Annotated in this window: 18 protein-coding genes; 14 read left to right on the top strand and 4 right to left on the bottom strand. The window is 37.5% G+C overall.

Annotated elements, in window-relative coordinates:
- Nucleotides 1-318: 318 nt before the first annotated feature.
- The 4 genes from C1726_RS20355 to C1726_RS20370 all read left to right on the top strand — a co-directional run bounded on the left by C1726_RS20355 (nucleotide 319) and on the right by C1726_RS20370 (nucleotide 6,010).
- The gene (locus C1726_RS20355; RefSeq protein WP_102274819.1) at nucleotides 319-3,978 is read left to right on the top strand and encodes a dynamin family protein; all 3,660 of its coding nucleotides are present in this window, start codon (nucleotides 319-321) and stop codon (nucleotides 3,976-3,978) included.
- A gap of 4 nt (nucleotides 3,979-3,982) precedes the next feature.
- On the top strand, nucleotides 3,983-4,174 hold the full coding sequence (locus C1726_RS20360; RefSeq protein ID WP_102274820.1) for a hypothetical protein: 192 nt from the start codon (nucleotides 3,983-3,985) through the stop codon (nucleotides 4,172-4,174).
- Nucleotides 4,171-5,010 (top strand): sulfurtransferase, encoded by an 840-nt coding sequence (locus C1726_RS20365; protein ID WP_102274821.1) that lies wholly within the window; start codon nucleotides 4,171-4,173, stop codon nucleotides 5,008-5,010. Before C1726_RS20360 ends, C1726_RS20365 begins: the two co-directional genes overlap by 4 nt.
- Nucleotides 5,011-5,122: 112 nt before the next feature.
- A complete protein-coding gene (locus tag C1726_RS20370) occupies nucleotides 5,123-6,010 on the top strand; it encodes a 5'-3' exonuclease (protein WP_102275877.1) in 888 nt (295 codons plus the stop codon).
- Nucleotides 6,011-6,048: 38 nt separating this feature from the next.
- Here the strand turns inward: C1726_RS20370 and sspL are convergent, their stop codons facing one another.
- Nucleotides 6,049-6,186, bottom strand: a complete 138-nt coding sequence (gene sspL / locus C1726_RS20375; RefSeq protein WP_053476731.1) for a small, acid-soluble spore protein L — start codon at nucleotides 6,184-6,186, stop codon at nucleotides 6,049-6,051.
- A gap of 99 nt (nucleotides 6,187-6,285) precedes the next feature.
- Between sspL and C1726_RS20380 the strand changes: the two genes are divergently transcribed.
- A complete protein-coding gene (locus C1726_RS20380; RefSeq protein ID WP_102274822.1) occupies nucleotides 6,286-6,744 on the top strand; it encodes a divergent PAP2 family protein in 459 nt (152 codons plus the stop codon).
- A 70-nt stretch (nucleotides 6,745-6,814) separates the two neighbouring features.
- A complete protein-coding gene (locus C1726_RS20385) occupies nucleotides 6,815-7,084 on the top strand; it encodes a DUF6123 family protein (RefSeq protein ID WP_102275878.1) in 270 nt (89 codons plus the stop codon).
- Nucleotides 7,085-7,112: 28 nt separating this feature from the next.
- On the opposite strand, the gene C1726_RS20390 is transcribed toward C1726_RS20385, so the two are convergent.
- Together C1726_RS20390 and C1726_RS20395 are read right to left on the bottom strand one after the other, a co-directional pair.
- Entirely contained in the window at nucleotides 7,113-8,039 is a 927-nt protein-coding gene (locus C1726_RS20390; protein ID WP_102274823.1) for a DMT family transporter, read from the bottom strand.
- A 1-nt stretch (nucleotide 8,040) separates the two neighbouring features.
- Nucleotides 8,041-8,445 (bottom strand): RNase H family protein, encoded by a 405-nt coding sequence (locus C1726_RS20395; RefSeq protein ID WP_102274824.1) that lies wholly within the window; start codon nucleotides 8,443-8,445, stop codon nucleotides 8,041-8,043.
- Between the two features lie 149 nt (nucleotides 8,446-8,594).
- On the opposite strand from C1726_RS20395, the gene C1726_RS20400 reads away from it, so the two are divergent.
- Nucleotides 8,595-9,251, top strand: a complete 657-nt coding sequence (locus C1726_RS20400; RefSeq protein WP_102274825.1) for a reverse transcriptase-like protein — start codon at nucleotides 8,595-8,597, stop codon at nucleotides 9,249-9,251.
- An 11-nt stretch (nucleotides 9,252-9,262) separates the two neighbouring features.
- Nucleotides 9,263-9,460 (top strand): zinc-finger domain-containing protein, encoded by a 198-nt coding sequence (locus C1726_RS20405; protein WP_407642047.1) that lies wholly within the window; start codon nucleotides 9,263-9,265, stop codon nucleotides 9,458-9,460.
- A gap of 46 nt (nucleotides 9,461-9,506) precedes the next feature.
- Here C1726_RS20405 and cspD read toward each other — a convergent pair whose 3' ends face one another.
- On the bottom strand, nucleotides 9,507-9,707 hold the full coding sequence (cspD, locus tag C1726_RS20410) for a cold-shock protein CspD (protein WP_053476725.1): 201 nt from the start codon (nucleotides 9,705-9,707) through the stop codon (nucleotides 9,507-9,509).
- Nucleotides 9,708-10,012: 305 nt separating this feature from the next.
- Between cspD and C1726_RS20415 the strand changes: the two genes are divergently transcribed.
- The 6 genes from C1726_RS20415 (at nucleotide 10,013) to C1726_RS20440 (ending at nucleotide 14,919) form a co-directional block, all read left to right on the top strand.
- Nucleotides 10,013-10,300, top strand: coding sequence for a hypothetical protein (locus C1726_RS20415; protein ID WP_102274827.1), 288 nt, complete (start codon nucleotides 10,013-10,015; stop codon nucleotides 10,298-10,300).
- A gap of 290 nt (nucleotides 10,301-10,590) precedes the next feature.
- Nucleotides 10,591-11,202 carry an NAD(P)H:quinone oxidoreductase gene (gene wrbA, locus C1726_RS20420; RefSeq protein ID WP_102274828.1) on the top strand — a complete coding sequence of 204 codons (612 nt, stop codon included), beginning with the start codon at nucleotides 10,591-10,593 and terminating at the stop codon, nucleotides 11,200-11,202.
- Between the two features lie 209 nt (nucleotides 11,203-11,411).
- The gene (locus C1726_RS20425; protein ID WP_102274829.1) at nucleotides 11,412-12,338 is read left to right on the top strand and encodes a metal ABC transporter solute-binding protein, Zn/Mn family; all 927 of its coding nucleotides are present in this window, start codon (nucleotides 11,412-11,414) and stop codon (nucleotides 12,336-12,338) included.
- Nucleotides 12,339-12,349: 11 nt separating this feature from the next.
- On the top strand, nucleotides 12,350-13,099 hold the full coding sequence (locus C1726_RS20430; RefSeq protein WP_102274830.1) for a metal ABC transporter ATP-binding protein: 750 nt from the start codon (nucleotides 12,350-12,352) through the stop codon (nucleotides 13,097-13,099).
- 10 nt (nucleotides 13,100-13,109) lie between these two features.
- On the top strand, nucleotides 13,110-14,051 hold the full coding sequence (locus tag C1726_RS20435; RefSeq protein ID WP_102274831.1) for a metal ABC transporter permease: 942 nt from the start codon (nucleotides 13,110-13,112) through the stop codon (nucleotides 14,049-14,051).
- Nucleotides 14,041-14,919, top strand: a complete 879-nt coding sequence (locus tag C1726_RS20440; protein WP_102274832.1) for a metal ABC transporter permease — start codon at nucleotides 14,041-14,043, stop codon at nucleotides 14,917-14,919. The genes C1726_RS20435 and C1726_RS20440 overlap by 11 nt, the downstream gene beginning before the upstream one ends.
- The last annotated feature ends 115 nt before the right edge of the window (nucleotides 14,920-15,034 follow it).

Consider the following 15,034-nt stretch of genomic DNA (forward strand, 5'->3'; position numbering starts at 1 on the left):
GCAGGCACAGTAACCGCCTATGCATTAGTAATGAAGCATGTTTTAAACAATATTGTAAAGCCGCATACTCGATAAATTTGATAGGATAGATGGAAACCAGGCGCCCCCCTGGTTTTTTATTTTGTTTAAATGTTTATCTTCAGGATCAAGGCCACAAGCCAATCTGTCCAAAAGGTTAAAGAACAACCTTTTAGCCATCTTGTCTTGTGCTTGTTGGGGGTGAACAAGGCGCTTCCGCTTTTCTAATTAAACATAGGAATTATTAGAAAAATCATTTAAAATAGATAGTAAATTATATGAACAAGGGGATACGAATTCATGGTTCAAAAGGTATTACATCTAGATGCAGCGGAACTTATGAGCAAAATTACAGCTTTAAATGAGTATTTTTATACAAATGGAGATAAGAAAACGGCAGAGCGAGCTAAGGATTTAGCTTTGAAGCTTGATAAACAGGAATATTCGATTGCCTTTTGCGGGCATTTTTCCGCAGGGAAATCGAGTATGATTAACCAAATCATTGGAGAAAATTTACTTCCATCCAGTCCGATTCCAACAAGTGCCAATTTGGTGAAAATCAAATCCGGCGATAGTTACGCAAAAGTGATTTTTAAAGAAGGGAAGTCACGAATTTATCCTGCCCCTTATGATTACGAGCAAGTAAAATCATACTGTAAGGACGGCGATCAAATACATTCAATTGAAATTAGCTATGCGAACACAAGTCTTCCAAATGATGCTGTTATTATGGATACACCTGGCATAGATTCAACTGATGATGCACATCGGATTGCAACAGAGTCTGCTTTGCATCTTGCGGATCTCGTATTCTATGTCATGGATTATAATCATGTACAGTCTGAATTAAACTTTCTTTTTACAAAAGAATTAACTGCTGCAGGGAAACAAGTATATTTAATTATTAATCAGATTGATAAGCATCGTGACGATGAATTAAGCTTTGAAGAATTTAAGGCGAGCGTTAGAGATTCATTTGCTTCATGGGGTGTGGAACCAGCAAAAATCTTTTACACCTCTTTAAAGTCTCTATCGCATGAAGAAAACGAGTTTTCTGCTTTGCAGCTCTTCATCGAAGAAATGATTGCGAACAGAAAATCATTGCTTCCTGAATCCGTTTTACAATCATTGACAAAATTGACGGAGGAGCATCAGATCTTTTTAGAGGAAAAACAATGGGAAGAAAGAGATAAATACGAAGCAATTCTAGCTGAATTTTCTGCTGATGAGAGAAAGTTATTGCCAGAAAAATTGGAAGCAGTCACAAATGAGTTAGATGAAATGACAGCAATCGTTTCAACTGCTGAAAATCGTCTTAATAATAAAGTAGATGAAGTATTAAAAAATGCCTATTTAATGCCTTTTCAAACGAGGGAGCTGGCAGAAGCATATGTGGAGTCACGTCAATCCAGTTTTAAAGTTGGCCTTTTCTTTTCAAAGCAAAAGACTGAACAAGAAAGAGAATCTCGTTTGAAGCAATTTCATAAAGAACTTTCTGAGAATGTTCAATCACAGCTCGATTGGCATTTAAAGGAGCTGTATTTGCATGAAATGAAACAATTTGATATTCATGAGCCCGAACTATTAGAGAAAGCACAAAGCTTTCAGATCGATGTGCCAGAATCATTGATTAATCAAGCCGTAAAGGATGGGGCTATGTTATCTGGAGACTATGTTCTCCATTATACAAATGATGTAGCAGAGCTCGTTAAAAAGCTGGCAAAAGAAAATTTATTGCCATTAAAAGCATTATTCCTAGACGAATTGCGTTCAAAGCAAGAGCAGGGGAAGCGAAAGCTGGAAAAAGAATTCGAACAATTAAAAGTATATGCGAATGCATGGGAACAATTAATAGGTTTAAAGGAAATACAAGCTCAATCTAAGAAACAAATCTCTGATTTTTTAGCTGGCGAATTTCCAAAGGAACAAATGAAAGACAAAACTGAACAATTATTATCTAGTGAAACAGAAGAGGCGGAAATTGTTTATCAAATAGAGGAATCAGTCGCAGATACTGGCAATGGTGAGAAGGTTATTAAAGATGAAATCGATGTGTTAAAAAAGGATAAAAAAGGTCTGGAGCAATCTGATGTACATTCTTTAATAGAGAAACTAAACTTTACTGCAAATAAAGTTCAAACGGTTCCAGGCTTTAAAAAAATGGCTGAGGAATTATTGCAAAAAGCGGAAAGACTTCAGAATAAGCAGTTTACTGTTGCTCTATTTGGGGCTTTCAGTGCAGGAAAATCTTCGTTTGCAAATGCGCTAATAGGTAAAAAGGTTCTTCCAGTTTCACCAAATCCAACAACAGCGGCAATCAACAAAATTATGCCGATAAATGAGCAGTTTGGGCATGGAACTGTGTTAGTAAAGATAAAGGAATCACATATTTTATTTGATGATGTATGCCGTTCACTTAAATTTTTTGATTTGACAGCTAATGATTTCGATGATGCATTAAAAAAGATTGCTAAAGTCATGAATGGAAAAACAGATTTTGAAGCAAATGAAAAGACACATTTTGCCTTTTTACATGCCTTTTTACGTGGGTTTGAAGTATTTCGTCAAGCACTTGGAACAATTGTAGAGACGGACCTGGATCAATTAAAGGATTATGTTGCAATCGAGGAAAAATCTTGTTTTGTAGAAATGATTGAAGTGTATTATGACTGTGCGCTCACTCGACAGGGAATTACTCTTGTAGACACGCCAGGTGCAGATTCTATTAATGCCCGCCATACAGGGGTTGCTTTTGATTATATTAAAAATTCTGATGCGATCCTTTTTGTTACTTATTATAACCATGCATTTTCAAAGGCTGATCGTGAGTTTCTCATTCAGCTTGGCCGGGTTAAGGATTCATTTGAGCTGGATAAAATGTTTTTCATTGTGAATGCCATTGATTTAGCTAATAATGAGGAAGAAAAGGATTCTGTCCTTGAGTATGTTAGAGACCAGCTCGTCCAATATGGGATTCGCCGTCCGAATCTTTTTGGCTTATCCAGTCTTCTGGCATTGTCGGAAAAGCTGCATCAAAAGGAAGCAGCAGAGTCGAAATTAAATTTGTTTGAAGAAAGCTTTTATTCATTTATAACGAATGAATTAATGGAAATATCGGTAACTTCTGCTGAGATGGAATGGCAGCGTGTGTTAGATCAGCTTAGAAACTTTATCCAATCGTCCCAGGAAGATAAAGAAAGTAAGATCCAGAGACGAAATCACTTGGAAAATGAGCAAAAAACAATTGAAAATATGATTCGCAATCAAGATGCAGCTTTTTTTACACAAAGGCTGAATCAGGAAGCAGACGAGCTTGTCTATTATATTAGGCAGCGCGTATTTTTACGATTCAATGATTTTGTAAAAGAAGCGTTTAATCCAGCTCTTCTAAAAGAGGATGGGCGAAATTTAAAGAAAGCGCTGCAAATGGCACTCGCTGATTTTCTGCAAACCTTCGGCTTTGATTTTGCTCAAGAGTTAAGAGCGACAACCGTTAGAATGGAAGTGTATATCGGAAAACTTCTAAAGGAAGCGCAGAAGAAACTGATTGCTTCTGCTGGAGAAATCAATTCAGAGCTTAAGTTTAGTCCATTTGAAGGTAAAAAGCTTGTAGGGATTGATTTTGAAACAGCTTTCCAGAATGAAGATCCTGCCCAATTTAAAAAAGCACTTGCTTATTTTAAAAACCCAAAATCCTTTTTTGAGAAGAACGAGCGCAAAATTTTAAGTGAAGAACTTGAACAAAATATGCAGGAGCCTTCTGCAGCTTATTTAAAACAGGAAAGTATCAGGTTGAAGGATTATTATCAGGCAATGCTGAAAGAGGAATTTGCTCGTTTTCTAGCTGTTCATATGGAGCAGGCAGACGAATATTATAATGGATTGTTAGCTGTTTTAAGGGATGACTTCCCGATTGATCAGCTAAAGGCAATGGAAAAGGATATTGCTGGCAAAGGGTGAAACAATGAATATTAACGCCTTTCATGCATGTGCAACCTGCATTCACTTCCAAGCTGAAAAGACTCAAAAAGGAATGCGCTATTTTTGTAAGCGTTTAGGCTATGAAACAAGACCCAATTATCAATTTAATTGCTGGGCACCGAAAAAGAATGTACAAAAATTAATCAACAAGCGAATGGAGGAGAATAAGGAATGAATCCTTTTATTGAAAAAGAATGGCTGCAGGATCATCTAAATGATAAAAATATTCGAATTGCCGATTGCCGCTATAATCTAGGATTGTCTGAGGAAGGGTACGAAGCTTACGTAAAGGATCATATTCCAGGAGCAGTTTATTTCCATTTGTCAAAGGATTTATCAGGTTCTATTTCTGCACATGGCGGCAGACATCCTTTGCCTGCTATAGAAGATTTACAGGAAACATTTAGCCATGCTGGAATTTCTGATGAAACAACTGTTATCGCGTACGATGGAGGAGAGGGTTCATATGCAGCACGCCTATGGTGGCTGTTAAATTATCTTGGTCATGAAAAGGTTTATATCTTGAATGGAGGATACAAAGCCTGGAAAGATGCTGGCTATCCAGCGAATGAATCAATTCCAACATATATGAGGGCAGAATTTAAGGTCCGATTGAACAATGAAATATTTGCTTCACAGGAAGAGGTAAAGACAGTTGTTGAAGCAAAAAATGAAGAAACAGTAATTATCGATTCAAGAGAAAACAAACGCTATTTAGGCATTGAAGAGCCGATTGATAAAAAGTGCGGCCATATTCCGGGAGCAATAAATAAAGTTTGGACGGAAGGCTTCGAAAATGGCCATATCAAATCAATAAAAGAACAAGAGAAAAGATTTAAAGAAATCGATAAAGATAAGCATGTGATTGTTTACTGCGGGTCTGGAGTAACAGCAACACCAAATTTTATCGCACTAAAGATGGCAGGCTATAACAATGTAAAACTATACGCTGGAAGTTTCAGTGACTGGATCTCTTATGATGAAAACGAAGTGGAAACGGGAATAAAGTAATTACTAGCACCGTTACAGCTATTCTAAGTTGTAAAAGTTTACATTCTTCATTGCAGGACTCCCATGTTATAATAGGTTCTATGAAATAAAGGACATGGGAGAGAATAAATTGATTAATGAAAACAAACCTTCATTCATGCTTGTAGACGGAATGGCTTTGTTATTTAGGGCTTATTTCGCCACTGCTGTTACAGGCCAGTATATGTTTAATTCTAAAGGGATTCCAACTAATGGGGTATATGGCTTTGTGAAACATTTTCTAACCGCCATCTCCACGTTTAAACCATCTCATGTTGCTGTTTGCTGGGATATGGGCAGTAAAACATTTAGGACTGATATGTATAATGGATATAAAGCAAATCGTCCTGAAGCTCCAGTTGAATTGATTCCGCAATTCGATCTAGTGAAGGAAATGGTTGAAGCCTTTGATGTGCCTAATATTGGACTGGCAGGCTATGAAGCAGACGATTGTATTGGCACGATTGCCAAAGGTGTCGGAGGAGATGCAAGTGTTAGAATCTTAACTGGAGATCAAGATATTTTACAGCTGATAGACGAACACATTACCGTTGCTCTATTGCAAAAAGGCTATGGGAATTATGTAGTCCATACTAAGGATACTTTTTTTCAGGAAAAGGGGATTCTTCCGAGACAGATGATCGACTTAAAGGCATTTATGGGTGATACGAGCGATAATTATCCAGGAGTAAAGGGCATTGGAGAAAAAACAGCTCTGAAGCTGTTACAGCAATACGAGCATATCGAAGGAGTTCTAGCTAATTTAGAGCTGCTTACAAAGGGTCAAAGGCAAAAAATCGAACAGGATCTTGAAATGCTGCATTTAAGCCGCCAGCTTGCAGAAATCAAGTGCGATGTTCCTATTCAATATGATATAAATGAAGCCTTTTTCCGATTTAATCGTGACAAGGTAATGGGGAAATTTGAGGAAATTGAATTCCGTGGACTCCATCGTTTTCTTGATATTAAAGAATATGCATAAAAGATTATTGTGCTGTCTCAAATTGAGACAGCACATTTTTATTTCGTATTTTTCTTTTTCGCTGCATTCTCTAGTTTGCTTTTTGGTTCTTCAGCAAATTCAGCATCCTGTCCATAACCTTGTGGAGTCACTCCGGGTGCCTTTGTTCCCCGATTTCTGTTCTTGCGATTACTCATTTGTCATCCCTCCAATAGTTTATCCCGCAAGTAGTAGTATTTCCTAAAAGAATAATATCACTCCATTTTCTTCACACTAAAAGCAGAGGTGAAGTGATTATGAATAAAGGGGTTTACATTGCTTTATTAAGTATAGGATTAGCTCAAGGGTTGAAGATTCCAATCCATTTTTTAAAGAAAAGGGAATTTCGTCCTGAATTGTTTTTTCAAACAGGCGGAATGCCCAGCTCTCACTCTGCAGGAGTAGCATCATTAACTACATTTATTGCACTGAAACGTGGTTTGCCGACCATTGATTTTGCTCTTTCACTTATTTATGGATTAATTGTTATGTATGATGCACAGGGAATTAGAAGACAAACAGGGGAATTAACACTCAAAGTGAATAGCATGGGCGAATTAATGGAGAAAATCCATAAAGATGAGACAGTTGAATTTACAGAAGAGAAGCCAAAAAAGCTGAAAGAAATGCTTGGGCACCAGCCTGCAGAGGTAATTGGCGGAGCATTGCTAGGAGTTGTTTCCGGAATAATCGGGCATAAATTAACAAAAAAATAATAGATAATTGACAAAATTTACGATAAAATAAATAGGGCTTTGGGAGTAAGGGGAGAGGGATGACATGTCTTTGAAGACAGTGGAAGAATATATACAGTTTTTGCATGGAAAAGGCTTTCAGCTTCAAGAAGATGCAATTGGGTTTATCCAATTTGGCAGACAATACACAAATGCTTCAGACGAATTAACAAATACAGCGATTGAATTAACATTAAAGGCGCAAAAAAAATTTGATGGAAGCTTTTATGTTTCACTGCTGGAAATGTTAGTATCAAATCAAATAAAAACAAGGTCTGAAGCAATACAATATGTAAAAGAAAAGGAATTGATTTCTATTTAAAAGGCGTGTTCAGATAACACGCCTTCTATTATACAGTCTCATTCTGCTTCTTTTTTAAATGCTGCTGTCTTTTTTTCAGCGGGACTTCTGCAAAGATCATCCCGGCGAAGATGAAAAGGCAGCCAATAATTGCACTAAACGAAAGTCGTTCATTTGCCCAAAGAAAAGCAGTTCCAGCTGCAAAAACAGGCTCCATTGCAAATATAAGGGCAACTCTTGTAGGTGTTGTGAACTTCTGAAATCTTGTTTGTGCAAAAAATGCAAGGGCTGTTGCAAAGACAGAAGTGATGACTAATGCGAATACTACGCTCCCTTGAAAAATGATCTCAGGATTAAGCGCCTGCCTCCAATCCTCTGCAAAAAATGCGGATGCAATCGACAGCACGGCAACGGTTGTAATTTGGATAACTGTTAATAGTAAAGATGGGAAATTGCTGCTGTACTTCCCAGTGAAAATAATATGCATGGCAAATCCAATTGCACAAATAAAGACAAGTCCATCACCAATATTTAATCCAGCCCGATCGGTCATTGTCAGTAAATATAACCCAACTGTTGCAACAGATACTCCGATGATGGCGTTCATTCCCGGCTTATTTTTTAATAAAAGGAATGAAAATAATGGAACTAATATTACGCTTAGCCCTGTGATGAATCCGGCTTTTGATGATGAAGTATGTAATAGCCCCATTGTTTGAAAGGCATAGCCAATAAATAGCCAGATCCCAATAATGATCCCTGAGGAAATTATTTTCCAGTTTAGTTGTTTAAGCTGGTCTTTTTCAAAAATGAAAAGCCAAGCACAGAGCAATATGGCAGCGATTAAAAATCGCAATCCATTAAAGGAATGAGGTTCTAAAAAGGCAATGGCGTTTTGGACAATGACAAATGTGGCTCCCCAAATAAATGCAACAAGCAAGAGTGTTCCATCTGCAAATAAGACATTTTTTTTCAAATTAGTATTCACCCTTTGTCTTGTTTAATCGTATAGCCGCTCGAGCAAGTTCATCAGCTGCTTTGTTCTCGCTGCCAGGAACCCATTTCATGAAAAATAAATCTATCTGTTTGCTTAATTCCAAAGCTTTTTCTAATAAAGGGGCATATGCTTTATTTTTTACATATTCCTTTTCAATCGCTCTGTTCACTGCCTGGGAATCTGTTCGGAATGAAACAACCTGATAATTATTATTGACACAGATTTCAAGCGCGAGAATTAAGGCATGAAATTCGGCTGCATGATTTTCCATTTCTCCAAGTGGAATGGAGAATTTTTCTGCTTTGCCATCATATTTTATAAAAATGCCAGCGCCGCTTGGACCAGGATTGCCAGCACTTGCTCCATCTATATATACTTCTACCAAAAGGATCTCCTCCAATGATTAATACAGGTTCATCATTCTTTTTTATCATAAGGAATATCAGGGCAAGATAAAAATAAACTTTCATAAATGTGGTTTACTGCCCGTTAATCAGCGATATTAACAGTTTATCATAAGAAAGGCTGAAAAAAATGAAATATAAATTAGAATGGAAATATAAACTAAAAGGAACAGAAGGAGCAATTTTTACATCAGAATGGCTGGATGGTGAGCTGGCTTTACAAATAGGTGAAGACCTCGAAAAAAGTGGAAAGGCCTCAGATTTATTTTATCAAGACGAACGTGGCACAACTTGGATCACAAAAGAAATGAAAAAGCTATTAGAGGAAATTGAAGAGGATCCGCATGACTTGACAATTTATTTTGATGGAGGATTTAATAAAAAGACTTTCCAAGCGGGGTTAGGGGCAGTCATTTATTTTAAGCAAGGGAAAAAGAAATACCGTATTCGCGCGAATGAACTGTTTGATGAAATTGAAAATAACAGTGAAGCGGAGTATGCAGCCATGTATTATACAGTTAATCTGCTCGAAGAAATGGGTGTTCACCATATGACCTGTGAGTTTAAAGGAGATGCCCAAGGTGTTTTAATGCAGTTAAAAGGAGAATGGCCGTGCTATGAGGAAAATTTAAACCGCTGGCTCGACCGAATTGAGGAGAAGCTGAAAGCACTCAAGGTAGATGCGAAGTTTACTCCAATCCCGAGAACAGAAAATAAAGAAGCAGATAAGCTTGCGACCCAAGCACTTGAAGGAAAAGCGATCAATAGTAAAATGCAAATTATTTAAGCTTGTGCGAGGTGAAAGGACGGTGTCGCAGATTGAAACGAAAGCAAATATTTAATGAAGTTGAGGAATTATTAAACAATTACTGCAATGGGTGTTTTCTTTATAAGCATCATAGGTCTGATAAAGGCCGTCTGTACGCGCATAAATTTTGTATTACAAAATGTACAGTTGGCGAGAAAATTAAGGAAATTGGCAGTAAATTATCTTAAAAATAAATAAAGGCTGGCATGGATGCCAGCCTGATTATTTATTAGATTAAAGTTTTACAACGTTTGCAGCTTGTGGTCCACGGTTGCCTTCAACGATTTCGAAAGAAACTTCTTGACCTTCTTCTAATGATTTGAAGCCTTCGCCAGTGATAGCTGTGAAGTGTACGAATACATCGTCTCCGCCTTCAACTTCGATAAAACCAAAACCTTTTTCATTATTGAACCATTTTACTTTACCGTTTTGCATGTAACTTTTCCTCCTAAACCTTTCAAGACACGTTTAATGTGTCTTAGATGAATATTATCACTCAACATCCTACACAACAGATATTTTCTAGAAATAGCGGAAATATATTCTGTTAAATGATGCCTTTAATATACACGATACTTTCCTATCAGTCAAGGAGTTTCACACGATTTTCACAAAAAACTATTAAAAATTCGAAATATTATAAAATTAATTTCTTTACTAGATTTATATCTTATTCATAATTATTAAATTTTTTCATAGCTATTATTAATTATACTCTTTTTTAGCAAGAGGGTGAAGCAATGTATCGATTTTCTATTGGCGGTCAAGAATGGATTTTGAGATTTTCACCACACATCGAAATTGAACCAGAAATCAAACAGGCAATTGTAAGCACAATCCTCCAGCTTGGGAGTGAACTTCAAACATACTCACATGGCGAGTCTTTTGTAATCATGAATGATCATGTAGGCATTATTGTATTTAATGTTGAAAAAATACCATCCTTCATGTTAACTGTTTCAAATATTGTCAGTGAAGATAATTGGTACATTCAAAACAATTTAACACTAAAAAAATATAAGAAGTAGAAGAAAAAAATCGGCGAATTGCCGATTTTTTTCATTTGAAAATGACACTAATCATGTTGGACAAAAAAGAAACATTCCTTTAATTTTTGAAAAAGGTGTAGTCCCAGCTAAACCAACTTTATTTATTACTTCATGGAACAGTCATAAAGAATAATCCCTCTTTTTAAGGACAAGATTTAATATGTGGATATTGTTTTTAGAATAAGGGGTTGATTAGCTTACTAAATAAGGATGTAAATATTGAGTTATAAAAAATATAAAGCAAAACAAACGATCAGGAGGTAAAAACAATGACAAATGTAAAGCTTGCAATCATCTATTATAGTTCAGGAGGGACAAATCATCAATTAGCAAAATGGGCTGAGGAAGGTGCAAAAGAAGCAGGTGCTGATGTAAAGGTAGTAAAAATTCCTGAAACAGCTCCTCAAGCAGCAATTGAATCAAATCCTGCATGGAAAGCACATTCTGAAGCAACCAAGGATGTCCAAGAAGCAACCTTAAATGATTTAGAGTGGGCAGATGCGATTATATTCAGTGTGCCAACACGCTTTGGGAATATAGCATCACAGGTTCAAGCCTTTATCGATACAACAGGGGGGCTGTGGTTCCATGGAAAGCTTGCGAATAAAGTAGTCAGCGCAATGAGCTCAGCTCAAAACCCGCATGGAGGACAAGAGGCTACTATTTTATCACTCTATACTACCATGTATCATTGGGGTGCCATTGTTGCTGCACCTGGTTTTACTGATCCAGTCACATTCGCTGCGGGCGGAAATCCTTATGGTACAAGTGTAACAGTGGGGCAGGACGGAAAAATGATAGAAGATGTACAGGCAGCAGTTAAACATCAGGCAAAACGTACAGTTACAGTTGCAGAATGGGTAAAGAAAGGAAATCAATAATTGAAATCAATTAAATAAGTGAAATAAAAAAAATCGGTGAAAACCGATTTTTTTATTTTGTCCAAGCCTAAAATGTTGCGTCGGGGAAACTTTTATAGTTTAATATAAAATAAATGTATTTATCAAAAATATGTGCACTTATGTAAAAAACGTGCATACACTCATCTAAGAGGCTGAAACAAAAATCATAAAAAGGGAGATGGGAAAAAATGAAAAAAATAGTAGGGATATTTCTTGTTGTTTCTTTGATCTTTGTCAGCGCTTGTTCGAAACAAACGGCTAATGAAGGAAATGATGACGGTAAAATTATTGTGACAACTACGATTGGGCAGATTGCTGATGCGGCAAAACATATTGGCGGGGATAAAGTAGCTGTTAATAGCTTGATGGGACCAGGTACAGATCCGCATCTATACAAAGCAACACAAGGGGATATAGCTAAGCTTGAGAAAGCAGATATTATTTTTTACAGCGGTTTACATCTTGAAGGGAAAATGCTTGATGTATTAGAGCGTATAAACAAAACAAAACCAACCTATGCGATAGCAGAGGCAATCGATAAAGAATCTTTATTGTCCGCAAATGGTGGCAGCTATGCATATGATCCGCATGTATGGTTCGATATTAATTTATGGAAACAGGCTCTTGAGGAAGTGAAGAAAGGTCTGATTGAAATAGACCCTAAAAATAAGGACTATTATGAGGAAAATTCGCAAAACTTTTTTAAACAGCTTGACGAATTACATGCATATGCTGCAAACGAAATGGCACGAATTCCGGATGAACAAAGAGTACTTGTTACTGCACATGATGCATTTGGATACTTTGGGAAAGCATTTGATATGGAAGTGATGGGGCTGCAAGGACTAAGTACAGATTCAGAGTATGGTCTTGGAGATGTTCAAAATTTAGTAGATACATTGGTTAAGAGAAATATTAAAGCGGTGTTTGTTGAATCAAGTATTTCTGAGAGATCAATTAATGCGGTCATTGAGGGGGCAAAGAAAAAGGGGCATGAAGTGAAAATCGGAGGAGAATTATTCTCAGACGCGATGGGTGAAGAGGGAACGGATGAGGGTACTTATATTGGCATGTATAAACATAATGTAATGACGATTGCAGAATCACTTAATTAGGGGGGAGTAAAATGAAGCCTGTTGTGGTGGAAAATCTAACAGTTGCTTATCAGAAAAAGCCCGTTTTATCAAATGTCAGCTTCGAAGTGCCTGAAGGAAAGTTAATTGGAATTATCGGACCGAATGGGGCTGGAAAGTCGACACTCATTAAAGCTATTTTGGGACTCATTCCTAAAGCAGCAGGGGAAATAAAGATATATGAAAAAAAATATCGCGCAAAAGATAGGGTTGTTGGTTATGTTCCCCAAAGAGGTTCAGTAGACTGGGATTTTCCAACAAATGCTCTCGATGTTGTATTGATGGGGCGGTATGGGCATGTAGGCTGGTTTAAGCGTCCTGGAAAAAAGGATACCGCGATCGCCTTAGAATGTTTAAAGAAAGTTGGGATGGAGGAATACGCAAACAGACAAATTAGCCAGTTATCAGGTGGACAGCAGCAAAGGGTATTCCTTGCACGTGCGCTTGCACAGGATGCAAAGGTTTATTTCATGGATGAACCTTTTGTAGGGGTAGATGCAGCCACAGAAAGAGCCATCATTGAATTATTAAATGAGTTAAAAAGACAAGGAAAAACGGTACTTGTTGTTCATCACGATCTGCAGACGGTGAAAGAATATTTTGATCATTGTATTTTATTGAATGTTCATACGATTGCTGCTGGGGCTACAGAGGAAGTGTTTACACTTTCGAATCTGCATCGTACGTATGGAGGAAAATTGTCTTTCCTGGAAAAAGATCAATTGGTTGTAGAACAAAAATGAGGTGCTGATGATGAACGACCTTTTAATAATGATTCTTTTTGATGCGAATACGCAGTGGGTTTTGCTTGGGACGATGCTGCTAGGAGTAGCGAGCGGAGTTCTTGGAAGCATTGCTCTTCTAAGAAAACAGAGTTTAATAGGGGATGCTGTAGCACATGCGGCACTGCCAGGCATATGTATTGCATTCTTGCTTTCGGGGGAAAAGTCTTTATTTGTCTTGTTAATTGGAGCAACCATTACAGGGTTACTGGCAGCCTATTGCATACAGTTTATTATTTCTTCGTCAATAATAAAGGAAGATGCAGCAATTTGTTTAGTCTTATCCGTATTTTTTGGGTTTGGGATTGTACTATTAACAAAGGTATCGCAAACCCCATCCGGCAATAAGAGCGGATTAGATGATTTCATTTTCGGTCAGGCTGCCTCTCTAGTCGGAAATGATGTGAAACTTATGGCGGGGGCAGCAGCCATTTTAATTTTTATAACAGCCATATTTTTTAAAGAGCTGAAAGTTTTAACCTTTGACTCTGCATTTGCCAAAGGGCTTGGTTTGCCAACAGGCTTGCTGAATTTTCTTTTTCTCTCCCTTTTAGTAGCAGCTGTTGTCGTTGGCATCCAGGCAGTAGGCGTCATATTAATGGCTGCTCTCCTTATTACGCCTGCGATTGCTGCCCGCTACTGGACGAATTCATTAAGTAAAATGATTGTTATATCTGGTATATTTGGCGCTTTATCGGGTATGGCAGGAACCCTGATCAGTACGATAGGTGTAGGGCTTCCAACAGGACCATTCATCGTTGTAACAGCAACTGCCTTATTTCTTATTTCGATGTTACTTGCTCCAGAAAGGGGTTTAGTAACAAAGTGGATTAAAAGAATGGCAAATAATAAACAGCTAAGAAATAATAAGCTTTTGCAGGGAGAAAAAAGGAGCGGTTATCATGAGCTATGAGGGATGGATATTAATTGTTGGTTCCCTGGCTGGGATTACGTGTGGTATTACCGGCTGCTTTTTAATTTTGCGGAAGCTCTCAATGCTTGCAGACGCGATTAGCCATACTGTCCTGCTTGGGATTGTTCTCGCATTTATTATCAGTCAAAGCATGAGTGGAATCTACATGCTAATCGGTGCAGCCGTTGTTGGTTTACTCACTGCTGTTGGGGTACAGATGCTTCACCAAGCTGGAATACAGGAGGATGCCTCAATAGGGGTAGTGTTCACCTTCCTGTTTGCAGTAGGCGTCATATTAATTACCGTGTTTGCAGATGATGTTCACTTGGATGTGGATCATGCACTTATGGGGGAAATTACATTCGTTCCCTGGGATCTCGTTCAATGGGGCTTTCTTCCTGAGCTTCCGAAGGCATTCTTAATGCTATCATCAGTTCTAGTCATTAATCTAGTTATAATTGGATTATTTTATAAAGAACTGAAAATAACATCCTTTGATCCACAAATGGCTGCGGCTATTGGGATTCCAGTTTTGCTAATCCATTATTTGTTAATGGGATTAGTTTCTATTACAACGGTGGCTTCCTTTGATAGTGTAGGAGCCATCCTAGTTGTTGCGATGCTGATTGCACCAGGTGCCTCCGCATATTTATTAACGGATAAATTAAGTATTATGCTTCTTTTAAGTGCTTTAATAGGAGTGACTGCAGCAGTTATCGGATATTACCTTGCTAGCTGGCTGGATGTATCAATATCAGGAAGCATGGCTACGGTTAATGGGATCATCTTCGCACTAGTCTTCTTCTTCTCTCCAACAAAAGGGCTGCTATCAAAGAAGTTTTCGGTGAATAGGTTAAAAATGGATTAAGTGTTAGCTCCTCATTATGTTAATGGGGAGCTTTTCTATTTGTGCTATGTTTTTCCTAGTCCTTTACTGTTTAATTGAGTAGAATTAAAATAAGTATCTAATCTTGTAAACTGGA

It is taken from the genome of Cytobacillus massiliigabonensis (assembly GCF_900199725.1).
GTDB classification, from domain to species: domain Bacteria; phylum Bacillota; class Bacilli; order Bacillales; family Cytobacillaceae; genus Cytobacillus; species Cytobacillus massiliigabonensis.

What these genes read in the sequence shown, in the direction of transcription:
- wrbA (WP_102274828.1), top strand. Translation starts at nt 10,591, where the DNA reads ATGACAAATGTAAAGCTTGCAATCATCTATTATAGTTCAGGAGGGACA.
- C1726_RS20430 (WP_102274830.1), top strand. Translation starts at nt 12,350, where the DNA reads ATGAAGCCTGTTGTGGTGGAAAATCTAACAGTTGCTTATCAGAAAAAG.
- C1726_RS20435 (WP_102274831.1), top strand. Translation starts at nt 13,110, where the DNA reads ATGAACGACCTTTTAATAATGATTCTTTTTGATGCGAATACGCAGTGG.
- C1726_RS20380 (WP_102274822.1), top strand. Translation starts at nt 6,286, where the DNA reads ATGAATAAAGGGGTTTACATTGCTTTATTAAGTATAGGATTAGCTCAA.
- C1726_RS20365 (WP_102274821.1), top strand. Translation starts at nt 4,171, where the DNA reads ATGAATCCTTTTATTGAAAAAGAATGGCTGCAGGATCATCTAAATGAT.
- sspL (WP_053476731.1), bottom strand. Translation starts at nt 6,186, where the DNA reads ATGAGTAATCGCAAGAACAGAAATCGGGGAACAAAGGCACCCGGAGTG.
- C1726_RS20440 (WP_102274832.1), top strand. Translation starts at nt 14,041, where the DNA reads ATGAGCTATGAGGGATGGATATTAATTGTTGGTTCCCTGGCTGGGATT.
- C1726_RS20400 (WP_102274825.1), top strand. Translation starts at nt 8,595, where the DNA reads ATGAAATATAAATTAGAATGGAAATATAAACTAAAAGGAACAGAAGGA.
- cspD (WP_053476725.1), bottom strand. Translation starts at nt 9,707, where the DNA reads ATGCAAAACGGTAAAGTAAAATGGTTCAATAATGAAAAAGGTTTTGGT.
- C1726_RS20360 (WP_102274820.1), top strand. Translation starts at nt 3,983, where the DNA reads ATGAATATTAACGCCTTTCATGCATGTGCAACCTGCATTCACTTCCAA.
- C1726_RS20355 (WP_102274819.1), top strand. Translation starts at nt 319, where the DNA reads ATGGTTCAAAAGGTATTACATCTAGATGCAGCGGAACTTATGAGCAAA.
- C1726_RS20425 (WP_102274829.1), top strand. Translation starts at nt 11,412, where the DNA reads ATGAAAAAAATAGTAGGGATATTTCTTGTTGTTTCTTTGATCTTTGTC.
- C1726_RS20415 (WP_102274827.1), top strand. Translation starts at nt 10,013, where the DNA reads ATGTATCGATTTTCTATTGGCGGTCAAGAATGGATTTTGAGATTTTCA.